Origin of the sequence: Micromonospora sp. DT231, from assembly GCF_049847025.1 — a bacterium.
In the GTDB taxonomy this organism is placed as follows: Bacteria; Actinomycetota; Actinomycetes; order Mycobacteriales; family Micromonosporaceae; genus Micromonospora.
Genome location: NZ_JBNCNO010000003.1, coordinates 675,780 through 691,906 on the forward strand (window position 1 = coordinate 675,780; position 16,127 = coordinate 691,906).

Consider the following 16,127-nt stretch of genomic DNA (forward strand, 5'->3'; position numbering starts at 1 on the left):
GCCCCGTGGTGGGTCATGACGCCACTGCTCACAGTCCGACCCCCGGCCGAGGCCGCGTGGCCTTGTCAGGACAGACCGACGCGGCCGGGGCTCGGACCGTTCGGCGAAGTGGAGTGGCGGCATGACCAGTTTCGGGGATATCGAGCAGGCGATCGCGGAGATCGCCGCCGGGCGGCCGGTCGTCGTGGTCGACGACGCCGACCGGGAGAACGAGGGCGACCTGATCTTCGCGGCCGAGTTGGCCACGCCGGAGCTGATGGCGTTCATGGTGCGCTACACCTCCGGGTACGTCTGCGTGGCGTTGACCGAGAGCGAGGCCGACCGCCTCGACCTGCCGCCGATGCACCACACCAACCAGGACCGGCGCGGCACCGCGTACACGGTGACCGTGGACGCCCGGGAGGGCATCAGCACCGGCATCTCGGCGGCCGACCGGGCGCACACCAGTCGGCTGCTCGCCGGCGCGGCGACCGACTCGACCGACCTGGCCCGGCCCGGCCACGTGGTGCCGTTGCGTGCCCGCGAGGGCGGGGTGTTGCGGCGACCCGGGCACACCGAGGCGGGGATCGACCTGACCCGGCTGGCCGGGCTGCGCCCGGCGGGTGTGCTCTGCGAGTTGGTCAACGACGACGGCACCATGATGCGGCTGCCGGACCTGGAGAAGTTCTCCGCCGAGCACGGCCTCATGCTGATCACCATCGCCGACCTGATCGCCTACCGGCGGCGTACCGAGAAGCAGGTCGAGCTGGTCGCGGACGCCCGGATGCCCACCCGGCACGGGGTGTTCCGGGCGCTCGGCTACCGCGCCGCGCACGATCCGGCCGAACACGTCGCGATGGTGCTCGGTGACCTCGGCGACGGCCACGACGTGCTGGTCCGGGTGCACTCGGAGTGCCTCACCGGTGACGTGTTCGGCTCGCTGCGCTGCGACTGCGGGCCACAGTTGGACGCCGCGCTGGCCCGGGTCGGTCGCGAGGGCCGAGGCGTGGTCCTCTACGTCCGGGGTCACGAGGGGCGCGGCATCGGGCTGCTGCACAAGCTGCAGGCGTACCAGTTGCAGGATTCCGGCCGCGACACCGTCGACGCCAACCTCGACCTGGGCCTGCCGGCCGACGCCCGCGACTACGGCACCGGCGCCCAGATCCTCTACGACCTCGGCGTGCGCTCGATGCGACTGTTGACGAACAACCCGGCCAAGCGGGCCGGGCTGGAGGGGTACGGGTTGACCATCACCGGCCGGGAGGGGTTGCCGGCCGGCGCGCACCCGGAGAACCTGCGCTACCTGCGCACCAAGCGGGACCGGATGGGTCACCTGCTGGACGAGTTGGACGAGGTGTCCGAGGCGCCGCTGGGGCGCCCGGTCGCCAACGACGAGATCGGAGCATGACGATGGCGGGTTTCGGTGAGCCGGGAGTCGACGCGGTGGACGCCGCGGGGCTGACCGTCGGGATCGTGGCGGCCCGGTGGCACGGTGACCTGACCGACCACATGCTGGAGCGGGCGGTGGCCGCCGCCGAGGCGTGCGGGGCGCGTTCGGTCGTCGCCCGGGTCGCCGGCTCGGTCGAGTTGCCGGTGGTGGCCCAGGCCCTCGCGCGCCGCTGTGACGTGGTGGTCGCTCTCGGCGTGGTGGTGCGCGGTTCCACCGCCCACTTCGACTACGTCTGCCGCTCGGTGACCGACGGGCTGACCCGGGTGGCGCTGGACGAGGGCAAGCCGGTGGCGCACGGGGTGCTGACCGTGGAGACCATCGAGCAGGCCCGCGACCGAGCCGGTCTGCCCGGCTCGGCCGAGGACAAGGGCTGGGCCGCGACCGTGGCCGCGCTCGACGCCGCGCTCGCCGTGCGGACGGTGGCGGCGGGCAACGCCCAGCGGGTCGGGTTCAGCGGCTGACGCCGCCTCGGTCGGCTCTGCGGGCGGGCCCTCAGAGCCGACCGGCCTCGATGATCCGGTGCAGGAACTGCCGGGTGCGGGGCTGGGTCGGCTCGCCGAGCACCTGCTCCGGCGGGCCGCTCTCGACGACCCGTCCGGCGTCGAGGAAGCAGACCTGGTCGGCGACCTCCCGGGCGAAGCCCATCTCGTGGGTGGCCAGCACCATTGTCATGCCGTCGGCCTTCAGGTCCCGGATCATCGCCAGCACCTCACCGACGAGTTCCGGGTCCAGCGCGGAGGTGATCTCGTCGAGCAGCATCAGGCGGGGTGAGTTCGCCAGCGCCCGGACGATCGCCACCCGCTGCTGCTGCCCGCCGGAGAGCCGATCCGGGTATGCGTCCGCCCGGGCGCCGAGACCCACCCGGTCGAGCAACTCCCGGGCCTGGGCCTCCGCCTCCGCACGGGCCCGCCGGTGTACGCGCCGCGGCGCGAGGGTGATGTTGTCCAACACGCTCAGGTGCGGGAAGAGGTTGTACGCCTGGAACACCATCCCGATCCGGCGGCGGACCCGGTCCGGGTCCACCCGGGGATCGGAGATGTCCTCCCCGTCCAACTCGATGGTGCCGTCGTCGAGGTCCTCCAGCAGGTTCACGCAGCGCAGCAGTGTCGACTTGCCCGAACCGGAGGCGCCGATCAGCGCGACCACCTGGTGCTCGGCGACGGTCAGGTCGAGCTGGTCGAGCACGACGGCGCCCGCGAACTCCTTGCGCAGGCCCCGGCAGCGCAGCAGTGTCATGGTCAGCCTCCCGACTGTCGGCGGGCCGCGCGCAGCGTCACCCAGTCGGTGACCGCGATCAGCGGGATCGCGAGCAGCACGAACAGCACCCCCGCCACGACGTACGGCGTGTAGTTGAACGACTGGGCGGTGGCGATCTGCGCGGCCCGGACCGCGTCGATCGGTCCGGCGAGCGAGACCAGCCCGACGTCCTTCTGCAACGCCACCACGTCGTTGAGCAGCGGTGGCGCCACCCGGCGGACGGCCTGCGGCAGGACCACGTGCCGCATCGTCTGCCGGTAGGTCAGGCCCAGCGAACGGGCCGCCGCGAGTTGGCTGGGATGCACCGACTCGATGCCGGCCCGGAACACCTCGGCGAGATAACCGCCGTAGGTGAGGATCAACGCGAGCCCGCCGAGCACCAGCACCGGTGGCATGCCCTGCAGGCGCAGGCCGGGCACGCCGAGGGTGAGCAGGTAGAGCACGATGATCAGCGGCAGGCCGCGGAAGGTGTAGGTGTAGCCGGCGGCCAGCGCCCGGACCGGAAAGAAGACCGGGCCGCGCAGCGTCCGCAGCACCGCGATCACCAGACCGAGCAGCAGCGCGCCGACCGCGCAGCAGACCAGCAGCCGGACGTTGAGCCAGAGCCCGACCAGCACCGCCGGCAGCGCGTCGGAGGCGATCCCCGGGTCCAGGAACGACTGCCGGACCCGGTCCCAGCCGGGCGCGCCGGTCACCGCGACGATCAGCAGCGTGCCGAGCGCCGCCGTGGAGCAGGCCGCGACCAGCACGCTGTAGGCGGTCTGCCGATTCCGGTACGCCGAGCGCCGCCGCTGCGCCGCGGAGGGAACGTGATCGAGCAGGGTCACTGTAGCTCGGCCGCCCCCGCCACCTGCGCGAGCCACTTCTGCTCCAGCTGCTTCAGCGTGCCCGCCTCGGTGAGCTGACCGACCGCGCCGGTGACGCAGGAGGTCAGCGGTGAGTTCTTGTCCAGCAGCAGCCCGAAGGCCTCGGGCGAGCCGACCTGCGGCACCTGTCCGACGATCGTCGCGTCGGTGAGCTCCGCGCCGGTCATGTAGAAGGCGGTCGGCAGGTCCACCACCAGACCGTCGATCTGCCCGTTCTGCAGGGCCTTCTTGGCGTCGTCGTTGTTGTTGTAGACCTGTGGCTTCCTGGTCGGCTTGAGCACGTCGACGATCGCCTGGTGGCTGGTGGTGCCGACCTGGGCGCCGAGCTTGGCGTCACGGAGTTCCGCCAACGACTTCCGGCCGGCGATCTTGGACGACTTCAACGCGATCACGGTCTGCCGGACCAGGTAGTACGGAGCGGTGAAGTCGACAGCCCGCTTGCGCTCCTCGGTGATGGAGAACTGGTTGATGTCGAAGTCGAAGTTCTTTGGCCCGGGCGCGACGGCGGTCTCGAACTTGACCCGGGTCCAGGCGACGTCCGCGCGGGCGTAGCCGAGCTTCTCGGCCACCGCGTACGCGACGGCGGATTCGAAGCCCTCGCCGTTGTCCGGCTTGTCCTTGGCGAACCACGGCTCGTACGCGGGCTGGTCGGTGGCGATGGTGAGCTTGCCCGGCGTACGCGTGGGCAGGCTGTCCTTGGCGCAGGACGCCGCGGTGACAGTCGGGGTGGGGGACTCCTTCTGTGGCGCGCACCCGACGGTGGCGACGACGACCGCACCGGCGAGGGTGAGCGCGAGGAGACGTGAGCTGCTGGCCATGGCCGACAGCGTAGAGGTATCGACAAGTCTGCTTGGGGATTTTTCCCACCATGTTGATAGGGAATTGTCCGCTTGCTGGATTTCGGCGGACCCGGACGCGGGGCGTCGCCCCGGCGGCTGGAAGAATCGTCCACCGTGAAGACGTTCGAGGAGTTGTTCGCCGAGCTGCAGGCCAAGGCCGCCGCCGGCACCCCGGGCTCGGGCACCGTCGCCGCCCTGGAAAAGGGCGTGCACTTCATCGGCAAGAAGGTCGTCGAGGAGGCCGCCGAGTCGTGGATGGCCGCCGAGCACGAGGGGCCGGAGCGCACCGCCGAGGAGATCTCCCAACTGCTCTACCAGGTCCAGGTGCTCATGCTCGCCAGCGGTCTCGACCTCAAGGACGTCTACCGACATCTGTGAGTGCCCCCCACCCGTTGATCGCCATCCGGATCGAAGGAGCACTCCCGTCATGCTGCGTGTCGCCATTCCCAACAAGGGCACCCTGGCCGAGCCGGCCGCCCAGATGCTGCGCGAGGCGGGCTACCGCCAGCGCACCGACCCCAAGGATCTCGTCTGCCGCGACGAGGCCAACGACGTCGAATTCTTCTACCTGCGCCCCAAGGACATCGCCACCTACGTCGGGTCCGGTGACCTCGACCTCGGGATCACCGGCCGCGACCTGCTGATCGACTCGGCCGCGCCGGCGGAGGAGGTCGTCGACCTCGCCTTCGGTCAGGCCACCTTCCGCTTCGCCGCCCGCCCCGACGACATCGCCTCCGTGCGGGACCTGGGCGGGCACCGCATCGCCACCGCGTACCCCGGGCTGGTCGAGCGGCACCTCGGCGAGGCGGGCGTCAAGGCCGACGTGATCCGCCTCGACGGCGCGGTGGAGAACGCCGTACGCCTCGGTGTCGCCGACGTGATCGCGGACGTCGTGGAGACCGGCGCCACCCTGCGTCAGGCGGGCCTCGTGGTGTTCGGCGAGCCGCTGCTGCGCTCCTCGGCGGTGCTGGTCCGCCGCGCCGCCGCGCCGGCCCACCCGCAGGCCGCGCAGCTGCTGCGCCGCCTGCACGGTGTGCTGGTCGCCCGCCGCTACGTGATGCTCGCCTACGACGTGCCGGCCGGTCTGCTGGAACGGGCCAGCGGGCTCACCCCCGGCATCGAGTCGCCCACGGTGTCGCCGCTGCACCGCGAGGGATGGGTGGCGGTGCAGGCGATGGTGCTCCGGGACGACGTCCACCGCATCATGGACGAGCTGTACGAGCTGGGCGCCCGCGCCATCCTCGTCACCAACATCCACGCCTGCCGCCTCTGACGCGTCTCCCCGGTCCGCGCCGCGGCGCGGCGCCGGTGGTTGATCAACTCGGTGTCGCTGAAACGGGGGTGTCCGCGCGTCGGGGACACCCCCGTTTCACTGACCTTGAGTGGATCTATCGGGTACGCGCGGGTGCGCCTGATGGCCGCCCGGAAACAGGCCCGAGGTGGTGGGCGGGTGTGACGCGCGTGTGCGCGAAACGGCCGTGCCCGACGAGGCGCAAGATCGTGCTCGATCGTTGATGTAGTGGCCTCCGCCGCCACCGAGACCACTACATCCTGGTTCGAGCACGATCATGGCCGGGTGACCGGGTGACCGGGTGACCGGGTGACCGGGTGGCTGGTGCTGCCGGGTGAAGGGTGCTGTTTTTCGTGGGGTGCGGCGGGTGACCGGTGGTGTGGGTCTGGGCCTGGGCGGCGGGGGCTCGGGGTGGTGGCTCGGCGGGTGGCGCGTTTGAAGGGCGGGTGTGGTGGCAGACTGGTGGGGTGAGTGAAACCGATCTGGTCCGCCTGAAGCCCCGCCGCATCCGCGTGGTCTGTTGGTCCGCGGCGGCTGCCCTGGTGGTGGTGTTCGGTCTGGTCGCCACGTCGCTGAGTGGCCCGACCGGCGACGGTTACGGCAGCTTCCAGCGCGGCGACCAGATCGCCATGATCGGCCTCGGTGTTTTCGGTGCTCTCGGCTTTCTCCTGTTCACCCGTCCGCGGGTGGAGGCGGACGCACGGAGCGTCCGGGTCCGTAACGTCATCAGCTCCTACGAACTGCCCTGGGAGGTCGTCCGGGGCGTGCGCTTCGACCGGGGCGCGCCGTGGGCCAGCCTGGAGCTGCACGACGACGACCTGCTGCCGATGATCGCCCTACAGGCTGCCGACAAGGAGTTTGCCGTCGACGGGGTCCGCGCGCTGCGCCGACTGCATGAGGCGCACCAGGCCCACCTTGCCGAGCGCGCCACCCGTCGCTGACCCCGACGACGACGCGTTCCCCCGGGTTCGCGCAGCTACCGCACATCCCAGCGCCCCAAGATCCGAGCAACATCACCGAAAGTGCTGCCTCAGCCCGCTCTGAGGCAGCACTTTCGGTGAAAGTGCATCGATCTTGACCCAACCGCGTCCACCCTTGGGCCATCAGGCACGCGAGGAGCCACCTCGGCCACCGCGAGTCAGCGGCAACCCCGGCCACCCGCGAGCCGTCGGCGGCAACCCCCAACCACCCGCGAGCCATTGCCGGCACACCCTGGCCACCGCGGGTCGGCGGCAACCCCCGACCACCGGCGAGCCGTCATCGGCACACCCCGGCCACCCGCGAGCCGTCGGGGGCAACCCGGCCACCCGCGACCCGCCGGCGGCTGACCCCCGCCGGCGAGTCGTCGTCGGCACACCCCGGCCACCCGCGAGCCGTCGGGGGCAACCCGGCCACCCGCGACCCGTCGGCGGCTGACCCCCGCCGGCGAGTCGTCGTCGGCGCACCCGGCCACCCGCTAGCCGGCGGGTGGCGGGTGCGGAGGCCCAGCGTGGCTCGGGTGTGCCCGGTTTGGGGGCGGCCGGGGCGCGGGTGTAGTGTTACCGAGTCGACCAGGCTGTCTCCGCATGCGAGCAGGCAGCCTTGAAAGCGGAGCGCCTGTCTCCCACCCGAGTCGCCGCTACGGTGGCCGGGTCCGGTCACCGGTTCCGGGCACGTCCCGGCGCCGGACGTGTGATCCTGTGATCACGCCGACCGGTCGAGCGGGCCCTGGCATGCGCCGGGGCCTTCTGCTTTCCAGGTCGGTTCCCACCTGGGAGCCGCCGGGGTCGGTACCTGAGCAGAAACGACTCGAGGAGGCCCCATCAGCGTCGAACCACGCGTGAACGAGCAGATCCGGGCACGTGAGGTCCGACTGGTCGGCCCCGAGGGTGAGCAGGTGGGCATCGTCCCGCTGGAGCGCGCCCTTCAGCTGGCCGCGGACGTCGATCTGGACCTGGTCGAGGTCGCGCCGATGGCGCGCCCGCCGGTGTGCAAGCTCATGGACTTCGGCAAGTTCAAGTATGAGAGCGCACTCAAGGCGCGCGAAGCGCGGCGTAACCAGCAGCAGACCGTCATCAAGGAAATGAAGCTTCGGCCGAAGATCGACCCGCACGACTACGAGACCAAAAAGGGTCACGTGGTGCGGTTCCTCAAGGCGGGCGACAAGGTCAAGGTGACGATCATGTTCCGCGGTCGCGAGCAGAGCCGCCCGGAGCTGGGTTACCGGCTCCTGCGCCGGCTCGAATCCGAGATCACGGACCTGGGATACGTCGAGGCCGCTCCCAAGCAGGACGGCCGAAACATGATCATGGTTCTCGCTCCGCTGCGGGCCGTGAAGGCCTCCGCGGTCGCCGCCACGGCGTCCCGCGGTGCACCTCGGGACCGGGCAGCGGACGAGTCCGCCGCTCCGGCAGCCGATGAGACCGCGGCGGCCGGCGAAACCGCAACGGCCGGCGAGACCGCAACAGCCGGTGACACCGGCCTCGCTGCCGACACCAGCGGCGAGTAACAGGGGAGAAGACGTTCCACATGCCGAAGATGAAGAGCCACACGGGTATGGGCAAGCGGGTCAAGGTGACCGGCCGTGGCAAGATCGTGGCCGAGCAGGCCGGCAAGCGCCACCTGCTGGAAGGTAAGTCTTCCACCCGTACCCGCCGGTTGACCGGCACGGTCGAGGTGGCCAAGGCTGACGTCAAGCGCATCAAGAAGCTGCTCGGCCGCTGACGCGCGCCACCTTTACGTTTTAAGGAGTTGAGATGGCACGCGTCAAGCGGGCTGTAAACGCCCAGAAGAAGCGTCGTACCCTGCTGGAGACCGCGAGCGGTTACCGCGGTCAGCGCTCCCGGCTGTACCGCAAGGCCAAGGAGCAGGTGCTGCACTCGATGCAGTACGCCTACCGGGACCGTCGCGACCGCAAGGGCGACTTCCGGCAGCTGTGGATCCAGCGGATCAACGCGGGCGCCCGGGCCAACGGGATGACCTACAACCGGCTGATCCAGGGCCTGCGTCTGGCTGGCATCGAGGTCGACCGCAAGATCCTGGCCGACATGGCTGTCAACGACGCCGCTTCCTTCGCGGCGATCGTCGAGCTGGCCCGGGCCGCGGTCACGGCCGAGGGCACCGGCGGCGCGGCGGCTCAGGCCGCCTGATCCCCACGCACCAGAGCGAGGCGTCTCCCGTGTCGGCACCGCCGTCCGGGGGGCGCCTCGATCGTGCCGGAGGAGCGCACACCATGGCCTTCACTCCCCGTACCCCCAGGGTTGTCGCCGCCCGGCGGTTGCAGCGCCGGCGCGACCGCGACGCCACCGGCCGGTTCCTGGCCGAGGGACCGCAGGCGGTCCGCGAGGCCCTGGCGCGGCCGGGGGTGGTCACCGAGCTTTTCGGTACGCCCGCCGCGCTCGACAGGTATCCGGAGTTGGCCGCCACGGCGGCCCGCGCCGACGTGCCGGTCTCCGAGGTGACCGACGAGGCCGTCGCCGCGTTGACCGAGACCGTCGCCCCGCAGGGGCTGGTCGCGGTCTGCCGGCACCTCGACGTGTCGCTTCAGCAGGCGCTCGAGAACGCGCCCCGGCTGGTGGCGGTGCTCGCCGAGATCCGGGACCCGGGCAACGCGGGCACGGTGTTGCGTACCGCCGACGCGGCCGGCGCGGGCGCGGTGGTCTTCGCCGGCGACGCCGTCGACCCGTACAACGGCAAGTGTGTGCGGGCCTCGGCCGGCAGCCTCTTCCACGTCGACGTGGTGCGCGCGCCCGACCCGGCCCAGGTGGTCGACGCGCTGCGGGCCGCCGGGCTGTCGATCTTCGCCACCACGGGGTACGGCGACAGCGACCTGGACGACCTGACCGACTACGGTCGGCTCGTCGGGCCCACCGCCTGGCTGTTCGGCTCGGAGGCGCACGGCCTGCCCGAGGAGTTGACGGCCGCCGCCGACGCCCGGGTACGGGTGCCGTTGTACGGGCGCGCGGAGAGCCTCAACCTGGCTGCCGCCGCGGCGGTGTGCCTGTACGCTTCAGCGAGAGCACAGCGCTGACGGTGACCGTGCCCGGCGCGACTGACAGCAGGGGAGAGCGTCCGCCCATGAACGCGACACGGCGTTCCTTTAGCCAGCCCGCCGGTGTCGGCGGGCGGCGGGCCTGACCTGCTCCCTGCACAACTCCTACCGGCGGGCTGCGGCACAGCCGCGCGTCCGTAGACTCGCCTAGCCGCCCGTGGAGGGCTGGCGCCGCCGTGAGGGAGTGCCCGTACGCCATGAGCTACCGCAACGATCCGTACGACCCGAAGCAGGTCGCCCTGCTCGACCCCGCCGCCCTGGACGAGGCTGTCGCGGACGCCACGAAGGCGTTCACGGCCGCCGCCGACCCGGACGCGTTGACCGCGCTGCGCTCGGTGCACCTGGGGGACCGGTCCCCGGTCTCGCTCGCGCGCCGGGAGATCGGCGCGTTGCCGCCGGCCGCGAAGTCCGACGCGGGTAAGCGGGTCAACGAGGCCCGTCGGGCGATCGAGACCGCGTACGCCGACCGCGCCGAGGTGCTGGAGCGCGAGCAGGCCGAGCGGGTGCTGGTCGAGGAGCGGGTGGACGTCACCCTGCCCTACGACAGGCGTCCGCGGGGTGCCCGGCACCCGTTGAGCGTCCTGATGGAGTCGATAAGTGACCTCTTCGTCGGGATGGGCTACGAGGTGGCCGAGGGGCCCGAGGTCGACCTGGAGTGGGTCAACTTCGACGCGTTGAACATCCCCGCCGACCACCCGGCGCGCGGGTTGATGGACACCTTCCACATCGCACCGGAGGGCTCCGGCCTGGTGCTGCGTACGCACACCTCCACCGTGCAGACCCGCACCATGCTCAGTCGGAAGCCGCCGATCTACGTGATCGTGCCCGGCCGCGTCTACCGCACCGACGAGATCGACGCCACGCACAGCCCGGTGTTCCACCAGGCCGAGGGCCTGGTGGTCGACAAGGGCATCACGATGGCGCACCTGCGGGGCACGCTCGACCACTTCGCCCGGGCGATGTTCGGCCCGGAGGCGAAGACCCGGTGGCGGCCGCACTACTTCCCGTTCACCGAGCCGTCGGCGGAGTTCGACGTGTGGTTCCCGGAGCACCGCGACGGCCCACAGTGGGTCGAGTGGGGTGGCTGCGGGATGGTCAACCCGCGGGTGCTGCGCGCCTGCGGCGTCGACCCGGAGGTCTACTCCGGCTTCGCGTTCGGGATGGGCATCGACCGGACCCTGATGGTCCGGCACGGGGTCAGCGACATCCGCCATCTCTTCGAGGGCGACGTGCGGTTCAGCCGCGCGCTCGGGACCGAGGCGTAGGCGATGCGGGTACGAGACACGGAAACGGTGGTCTGACGTCATGCGAGTTTCTGTCAGTTGGCTTCGGGAGTACGTCGATCTCCCCGCCGACCTGCCCACCGGTGACCTGGAGCAGGCCCTGGTCGACCTCGGCATCGAGGTCGAGTCCGCAGTGGACCTGGCCGAGACGGTCACCGGTCAGCTCGTCGTCGGTGAGGTGCGCGAGATCGAGGAGCTCACCGGTTTCAAGAAGCCGATCCGGTTCTGCCGGGTCGACGTGGGCGCCGCCAACGGCACCGGCGAGCCGCAGGAGATCGTCTGCGGGGCGCGTAACTTCGCCGTGGGTGACCGGGTGGTGGTGATCCTGCCCGGCGGTGTGCTGCCCGGCGGCTTCGCCATCGGCGCCCGCAAGACGTACGGGCACAACTCGGCGGGCATGATCTGCTCGGCGAAGGAGCTGGGTCTGGGCGACGACCACTCCGGCATCATCGTGCTGGGGTCGGACGTGACGGCCAAGCCGGGCGACGACGCGCGTGCGGTGGTCGGCCTCGACGACGTCGTGCTCGACCTGGAGATCACCCCCGACCGGGGGTACGCGCTGAGCCTGCGGGGTCTGGCCCGGGAGCTGTCGCACGCGTTCGACGTGCCGCTGCGCGACCCGGCCCTGGCGCCCGCGCCGAGTGGCACCGAGACGCCGGCGTACCCGGTGGAGGTCCGCGACACGGTCGGCTGTGACCGGTTCACCGCCCGCCTGGTCCGGGGCGTCGACCCGACCGCGCCCACGCCGTCCTGGATGGCGCAGCGGCTGGTCACCGCCGGCATCCGCAGTATCTCGCTGCCGGTGGACATCACGAACTACGTGATGCTGGAGCTGGGTCAGCCGATGCACGCCTTCGACGCCGACCGGATCGCCGGGCCACTCGTGGTCCGCCGCGCCGAGGCGGGAGAGAAGCTGACCACCCTGGACGGCGTTCACCGGGTGCTCACCGCCGACGACATGGTCATCTGCGACGACAGTGGTCCGATCTCCCTGGCGGCGGTGATGGGCGGCGAGACCAGCGAGGTCGTCGCCGACACCACCACCGTGCTCTTCGAGGCCGCGCACTGGGACCCGGCGATGGTCGGGCGGACGGCCCGCCGGCACAAGTTGTTCAGCGAGGCCGCGAAGCGCTGGGAGCGGGGCGTCGACCCGGCCGTGGCGCTCGTCGCGCTGGAGCGTGCCGTGCGGCTGCTCACCGAGCACGGCGGTGGCACCCCCGGCACGGAGATCCTCGACATCGACCACGTCCGGCCGCGTACCCCGATCAGCCTGCCGGCGGACCTGCCGACCCGGCGGGTCGGGGTCGAGTACCCGCCGGCGCGGGTGGTCGCCCTGCTGGAGCGGGTCGGCTGCACGGTCGCGCAGGGTGCGGACCGGTTGTCCGAGGACCCGGGCGCGGTCGGGGTGGCAAGCGGCGCCGGGACGGCGCTGAGCGTCACCCCGCCGACCTGGCGGCCTGACCTGACCGACCCGGCCGACCTGGTCGAGGAGGTGGTCCGCCTCGACGGGTACGACCGGGTGCCGTCGGTGCTGCCGACCGCACCGCCCGGCCGCGGGTTGACCCCGCGGCAGCGTCGCCGCCGGGCCGTCGCCGTTTCGCTGGCCGAGCGGGGGTACGTGGAGGTGCTCGCGCACCCGTTCGTGTCGCCGGAGCTGGCCGACCAGCTCGGCCTGCCGGCCGACGACGCGCGCCGACCCGCGGTGCGGCTGGCCAACCCGTTGTCCGAGGAGGAGCCGCTGCTGCGCACCACGCTGCTCGGCCCGCTGCTCGGCATCCTCAAGCGCAACCTCGGCCGGGGTCACCGCGATCTCGCGCTCTACGAGATCGGGGCGGTCTTCCACCCGCGCGTCGGCGCGGGCAGCCCGCCGGCGATGGGCGTGGACCGGCGTCCCACCGACGCGGAGTTCGCCGCCGCCGACGCGGTGGTGCCGGCGCAGCCGGTGCACGTCGCGGCGGTGCTCGCCGGTGACCTCGACCCGGCCGGCTGGTGGGGTCCGGGTCGACCGGCCGGCTGGGCGGACGCGATCGAGGCGGCGCGGGACGTGCTGGACGCCGCCGGTGTCACCGGCGAGCGGGTGGAGGTGCGGGCGGCCGAGCACGCGCCGTGGCACCCCGGCCGCTGCGCCGAGCTGCGGGTCGACGGCGCGGTCGTCGGGTACGCCGGCGAGCTGCACCCGGTGGTGGCGGCGACCTTGGAACTGCCCCGGCGCACCTGCGCGATGGAGTTGGACCTCGACGCGCTGCCGGCGGCTCCGGTGACACCCGCGCCGACGGTGTCCGGCTTCCCGCCGGCGCTCATCGACGTGGCCCTGGTGGTGGACGACTCGGTCCCGGCGGAGCAGGTGCGCCGGGCGCTGGAGGCGGGCGCCGGTGCGCTGCTGGAGGACGTGCGGCTGTTCGACGTCTACTCCGGGGCGCAGCTCGGCGCCGGTCGCCGGTCGCTGGCGTACAAGCTGACCTTCCGGGCACCGGACCGGACGCTGACCGTCGAGGAGGCGGTCGCGGCCCGGGACGCGGCGGTCGCCGTCGCGGCGGAACGCCTCGGCGCGACCCTGCGCGGCGCGTAACCGGATCGGCTCGGCCCCGCCCCGCGATCCCCTGATCCGCGGGTCCGGGGTTCGAGTCCCTGCCGGCGCACCAACGAGATAGGCCCTGACCTGGTGATTGACACCGGGTCGGGGCCTTTTCGTTGGACGGGTCGGTGCGGGCCATTCTTCTGGACGAAGACGGCCGTCTGGTGCTGATCAAGCGGGTTGAGCGCGGCCGGGCGCCGTACTGGACGACGCCGGAGGTGTCCCTATGGGTTTTGTCAATGGGGCGCCAAGGGTCTTGGCCCAGGCGATGACGTGGTCGATGGCCTTGCGGGTGAGGCCGATCGTCGGGTCGGCGGTGATCAACAGGGTTGGGCTGGTGCGTGTGGCGGCCCAGTGGTGAGCTTGGGGTGTGTGGAGGTCGTCGATCCATGCCGTAGGCCGTTGCCGGGCGTAGGCGGCAATTAGTGGGATCTTGTCGCTGGGGTGGAAGGGTGGGGCTGGCATGGTGATCACCGGGAGGGCCGTGATGTGCAGAAGCGGGGCGAGAAGCTGGTTGGCTTCGTCGTTCCAGCTTGTGGCCCATGCGATGTCCAGAACGGTGCTCGCTTCGGTGATCCAGGCGCCGTGTGTGGGGTTGACACGGACGGGTTCTTCGTCCTCGGGGAACAGGTGGTGCTCGGTGTAGCCGGCCGGTGGCTGAGTGGTTCCGTATGGGTTGAGTACACCGTCGACGTCGAGTAGCAGCAGGGGTCGGCTCATTCGGAGGATTCTGCCTGTGTGGTCAGCCGGTGGTGGCCGCGACAACTGGCCTTGCTGGTAAGGGATCTTGTCGCGGAGCATGGTCGCCGACAGTCGTCGCGCGATCGTCGGCGGCGGTGCGGTGTCGAAGGTCGGATTCTCGACGAGAATTCCTGCCGGAATGTGTGATCCGAATCCGACACTGGATCGCCACTCGGAGATGGCACCGGGGTAGGATTTAACATGCGTAATATGTCCAACCTGATTCCCGTGGTGCTACTCATCGGAATGGCCTTGGCGGCAGGCGCGTTCATCCTGTCCGTTCCCCCGCTGTTCCGTCCGCATGAGCAGCACCAGGTGTGGATCGCAGGAACACTAGGCTGTCTCTCCCTGGTCCTCGCGGTGGGTACGCTGTACCTGAGGCATTCATCAGCGCGGCGCTAGCCGTCTTTTCTCTAAAAACGCGTTTGGTTTGTGGTCGGTTCGATGTGTCGCGCAGCGGGTCCGGTCGATGGGAGTAGCTCGGCCGGTACGCAGGTATCGAGATCCGGCTTGATTCCACCGGAGCGTCTTCTGCCGCCCCGGACCCACGAAGAGCCCCTTGGCTGGCCCACCCGACGCACCCGCGCCCCCCGGATGATCGAGACCAGCTTCCGCGGCCCGAGGAGACCGACGCATGAGGCCTTACGCTTGCCGGGTTGGGATACATCACCGCGCGGCCGATCTGTTCATTACCATGCACCGTGCTGCATGAACTTGCACTCGTGAGTCGTCCTTGTTAATCTTCGCTGCATAGTCATGCGGAGGTGAGTATGGGGATTCGAGTCGCGGTCGCCGGTGCGAGCGGCTACGCCGGGGGCGAGCTGCTGCGCCTGATCGCCGGGCACCCGGAGTTCGACCTGGTCGCCGCCACCGCGCACAGCCAGGCCGGGCACCGTGTCGACGTGGTGCACCCGCAGCTCACCGGACTGGACCTGGTGCTCGGGGAGACCGACCCGGCGACCCTGGCCGACGCGGACCTGGTCTTCCTGGCGCTGCCGCACGGCCAGTCGGCCGCCCTCGCGGCCCAGCTCCCCGACGAGGTGCGGATCGTCGACCTGGGCGCGGATCACCGGCTCGCCGACCCGTACGCCTGGGCCCAGTACTACGGCGGCACGCACGCCGGGCAGTGGACCTACGGCCTGCCCGAGTTGCCCGGCCAGCGGGAGCTGATCGCCGGCTCCACCCGGGTGGCGAACACCGGTTGCTACGCCGCCGCGATCACCCTGGCGCTGGCGCCGTTGATCGCCGACGCCGCGGCCAGCCCCGCCGACGTGGTGGTGGTCGCCGCCTCCGGCACCTCCGGCGCGGGCCGGTCGACGAAGGCGCACCTGCTGGCCAGCGAGGTGATGGGGGACCTGTCGCCGTACCGGGTGGGCACCCACCAGCACGTACCGGAGATCAAGCAGGCCACCGGCGCGACCGGGCTGTCGTTCACCCCGGTCCTGGCGCCGATGCCGCGCGGCATCCTGGCCACGGTCACGGCCGTGCCGGCACGCGGGGCCGACCCGCAAGAGGTGCTGGCGCGGGCGTACGCCGACGCGCCGTTCGTGCACGTGTTGCCGGAGGGCCGCTGGCCGCACACCGCCGCCACGCTGGGCTCGAACTCCTGTCACCTGCAGGCCACCGTGGACGTCGACTCGGGTCGTCTGATCGTGCTCAGCGCGTTGGACAACCTGGGTAAGGGCGCCGCCGGCCAGGCCGTCCAGAACGCCAATCTGATGCTCGGCCTGCCGGAGACGACGGGCCTGTCCGTCTGGGGAGTCAGCCCGTGAGCGCGAGCAGCGCAGCGCGGCGGAGTCCCGCACCCACGAACGAA

General features: G+C 71.4%; 17 protein-coding genes and 1 pseudogene. 14 read left to right on the forward strand and 4 right to left on the reverse strand.

The annotated features are described in order from the left end of the window. The first annotated feature begins 121 nt into the window (after positions 1-121). Both ACPXBU_RS11270 and ribH read left to right on the forward strand, forming a co-directional pair. The gene (locus ACPXBU_RS11270) at positions 122-1,387 is read left to right on the forward strand and encodes a bifunctional 3,4-dihydroxy-2-butanone-4-phosphate synthase/GTP cyclohydrolase II (RefSeq protein ID WP_393367889.1); all 1,266 of its coding nucleotides are present in this window, start codon (positions 122-124) and stop codon (positions 1,385-1,387) included. Between the two features lie 2 nt (positions 1,388-1,389). Continuing rightward, positions 1,390-1,890 (forward strand): 6,7-dimethyl-8-ribityllumazine synthase, encoded by a 501-nt coding sequence (ribH, locus tag ACPXBU_RS11275; protein WP_357375587.1) that lies wholly within the window; start codon positions 1,390-1,392, stop codon positions 1,888-1,890. Positions 1,891-1,921: 31 nt separating this feature from the next. Here the strand turns inward: ribH and ACPXBU_RS11280 are convergent, their stop codons facing one another. Genes ACPXBU_RS11280 through ACPXBU_RS11290 form a run of 3 tightly spaced genes read right to left on the reverse strand, consistent with a single transcriptional unit; the run spans position 1,922 to position 4,370 of the window. Then, a complete protein-coding gene (locus ACPXBU_RS11280; protein WP_393367890.1) occupies positions 1,922-2,665 on the reverse strand; it encodes an amino acid ABC transporter ATP-binding protein in 744 nt (247 codons plus the stop codon). Positions 2,666-2,667: 2 nt separating this feature from the next. Beyond that, positions 2,668-3,513, reverse strand: a complete 846-nt coding sequence (locus ACPXBU_RS11285; protein WP_425757981.1) for an amino acid ABC transporter permease — start codon at positions 3,511-3,513, stop codon at positions 2,668-2,670. Then, positions 3,510-4,370, reverse strand: a complete 861-nt coding sequence (locus ACPXBU_RS11290) for a transporter substrate-binding domain-containing protein (protein ID WP_425757982.1) — start codon at positions 4,368-4,370, stop codon at positions 3,510-3,512. The genes ACPXBU_RS11285 and ACPXBU_RS11290 overlap by 4 nt, the downstream gene beginning before the upstream one ends. 135 nt (positions 4,371-4,505) lie before the next feature. Between ACPXBU_RS11290 and ACPXBU_RS11295 the strand changes: the two genes are divergently transcribed. The 10 genes and pseudogenes from ACPXBU_RS11295 to ACPXBU_RS11340 all read left to right on the forward strand — a co-directional run. Then, a complete protein-coding gene (locus ACPXBU_RS11295; protein ID WP_088947482.1) occupies positions 4,506-4,769 on the forward strand; it encodes a phosphoribosyl-ATP diphosphatase in 264 nt (87 codons plus the stop codon). A 49-nt stretch (positions 4,770-4,818) separates the two neighbouring features. Continuing rightward, the gene (hisG, locus tag ACPXBU_RS11300) at positions 4,819-5,664 is read left to right on the forward strand and encodes an ATP phosphoribosyltransferase (RefSeq protein ID WP_393367895.1); all 846 of its coding nucleotides are present in this window, start codon (positions 4,819-4,821) and stop codon (positions 5,662-5,664) included. 485 nt (positions 5,665-6,149) lie between these two features. Continuing rightward, the gene (locus ACPXBU_RS11305; RefSeq protein WP_425757983.1) at positions 6,150-6,623 is read left to right on the forward strand and encodes a PH domain-containing protein; all 474 of its coding nucleotides are present in this window, start codon (positions 6,150-6,152) and stop codon (positions 6,621-6,623) included. Between the two features lie 878 nt (positions 6,624-7,501). Then, a complete protein-coding gene (gene infC / locus ACPXBU_RS11310) occupies positions 7,502-8,170 on the forward strand; it encodes a translation initiation factor IF-3 (RefSeq protein WP_393367899.1) in 669 nt (222 codons plus the stop codon). 20 nt (positions 8,171-8,190) lie between these two features. Next, a complete protein-coding gene (gene rpmI, locus ACPXBU_RS11315) occupies positions 8,191-8,385 on the forward strand; it encodes a 50S ribosomal protein L35 (protein ID WP_110566082.1) in 195 nt (64 codons plus the stop codon). 32 nt (positions 8,386-8,417) lie between these two features. Next, a complete protein-coding gene (gene rplT / locus ACPXBU_RS11320) occupies positions 8,418-8,810 on the forward strand; it encodes a 50S ribosomal protein L20 (RefSeq protein WP_007458417.1) in 393 nt (130 codons plus the stop codon). Between the two features lie 83 nt (positions 8,811-8,893). Then, positions 8,894-9,691, forward strand: coding sequence for a TrmH family RNA methyltransferase (locus tag ACPXBU_RS11325; protein ID WP_393367900.1), 798 nt, complete (start codon positions 8,894-8,896; stop codon positions 9,689-9,691). A 218-nt stretch (positions 9,692-9,909) separates the two neighbouring features. Further along, complete coding sequence (gene pheS, locus ACPXBU_RS11330; protein ID WP_393367902.1) at positions 9,910-10,977, forward strand: phenylalanine--tRNA ligase subunit alpha; 1,068 nt, start codon at positions 9,910-9,912, stop codon at positions 10,975-10,977. Positions 10,978-11,017: 40 nt separating this feature from the next. Further along, positions 11,018-13,564 carry a phenylalanine--tRNA ligase subunit beta gene (pheT, locus tag ACPXBU_RS11335; protein ID WP_425757984.1) on the forward strand — a complete coding sequence of 849 codons (2,547 nt, stop codon included), beginning with the start codon at positions 11,018-11,020 and terminating at the stop codon, positions 13,562-13,564. Positions 13,565-13,686: 122 nt separating this feature from the next. After that, a pseudogene (locus ACPXBU_RS11340) lies at positions 13,687-13,785 on the forward strand (NUDIX hydrolase); the annotation flags it as partial. Here ACPXBU_RS11340 and ACPXBU_RS11345 read toward each other — a convergent pair. After that, positions 13,742-14,290 carry an HAD domain-containing protein gene (locus tag ACPXBU_RS11345; RefSeq protein ID WP_425757985.1) on the reverse strand — a complete coding sequence of 183 codons (549 nt, stop codon included), beginning with the start codon at positions 14,288-14,290 and terminating at the stop codon, positions 13,742-13,744. The pseudogene ACPXBU_RS11340 and the gene ACPXBU_RS11345 sit on opposite strands and share 44 nt — an antisense overlap. A 231-nt stretch (positions 14,291-14,521) precedes the next feature. Between ACPXBU_RS11345 and ACPXBU_RS11350 the strand changes: the two genes are divergently transcribed. Both ACPXBU_RS11350 and argC read left to right on the forward strand, forming a co-directional pair. Then, positions 14,522-14,713 carry a hypothetical protein gene (locus tag ACPXBU_RS11350; RefSeq protein ID WP_425757986.1) on the forward strand — a complete coding sequence of 64 codons (192 nt, stop codon included), beginning with the start codon at positions 14,522-14,524 and terminating at the stop codon, positions 14,711-14,713. Positions 14,714-15,081: 368 nt separating this feature from the next. Beyond that, positions 15,082-16,083, forward strand: a complete 1,002-nt coding sequence (gene argC, locus ACPXBU_RS11355) for an N-acetyl-gamma-glutamyl-phosphate reductase (RefSeq protein WP_425757987.1) — start codon at positions 15,082-15,084, stop codon at positions 16,081-16,083. Positions 16,084-16,127 lie beyond the last annotated feature (44 nt).

What these genes read in the sequence shown, in the direction of transcription:
- ACPXBU_RS11270 (WP_393367889.1), top strand. Translation starts at nt 122, where the DNA reads ATGACCAGTTTCGGGGATATCGAGCAGGCGATCGCGGAGATCGCCGCC.
- ribH (WP_357375587.1), top strand. Translation starts at nt 1,390, where the DNA reads ATGGCGGGTTTCGGTGAGCCGGGAGTCGACGCGGTGGACGCCGCGGGG.
- ACPXBU_RS11280 (WP_393367890.1), bottom strand. Translation starts at nt 2,665, where the DNA reads ATGACACTGCTGCGCTGCCGGGGCCTGCGCAAGGAGTTCGCGGGCGCC.
- ACPXBU_RS11290 (WP_425757982.1), bottom strand. Translation starts at nt 4,370, where the DNA reads ATGGCCAGCAGCTCACGTCTCCTCGCGCTCACCCTCGCCGGTGCGGTC.
- hisG (WP_393367895.1), top strand. Translation starts at nt 4,819, where the DNA reads ATGCTGCGTGTCGCCATTCCCAACAAGGGCACCCTGGCCGAGCCGGCC.
- rpmI (WP_110566082.1), top strand. Translation starts at nt 8,191, where the DNA reads ATGCCGAAGATGAAGAGCCACACGGGTATGGGCAAGCGGGTCAAGGTG.
- rplT (WP_007458417.1), top strand. Translation starts at nt 8,418, where the DNA reads ATGGCACGCGTCAAGCGGGCTGTAAACGCCCAGAAGAAGCGTCGTACC.
- ACPXBU_RS11325 (WP_393367900.1), top strand. Translation starts at nt 8,894, where the DNA reads ATGGCCTTCACTCCCCGTACCCCCAGGGTTGTCGCCGCCCGGCGGTTG.
- pheS (WP_393367902.1), top strand. Translation starts at nt 9,910, where the DNA reads ATGAGCTACCGCAACGATCCGTACGACCCGAAGCAGGTCGCCCTGCTC.
- pheT (WP_425757984.1), top strand. Translation starts at nt 11,018, where the DNA reads ATGCGAGTTTCTGTCAGTTGGCTTCGGGAGTACGTCGATCTCCCCGCC.
- ACPXBU_RS11345 (WP_425757985.1), bottom strand. Translation starts at nt 14,290, where the DNA reads ATGAGCCGACCCCTGCTGCTACTCGACGTCGACGGTGTACTCAACCCA.
- ACPXBU_RS11350 (WP_425757986.1), top strand. Translation starts at nt 14,522, where the DNA reads ATGTCCAACCTGATTCCCGTGGTGCTACTCATCGGAATGGCCTTGGCG.
- argC (WP_425757987.1), top strand. Translation starts at nt 15,082, where the DNA reads ATGGGGATTCGAGTCGCGGTCGCCGGTGCGAGCGGCTACGCCGGGGGC.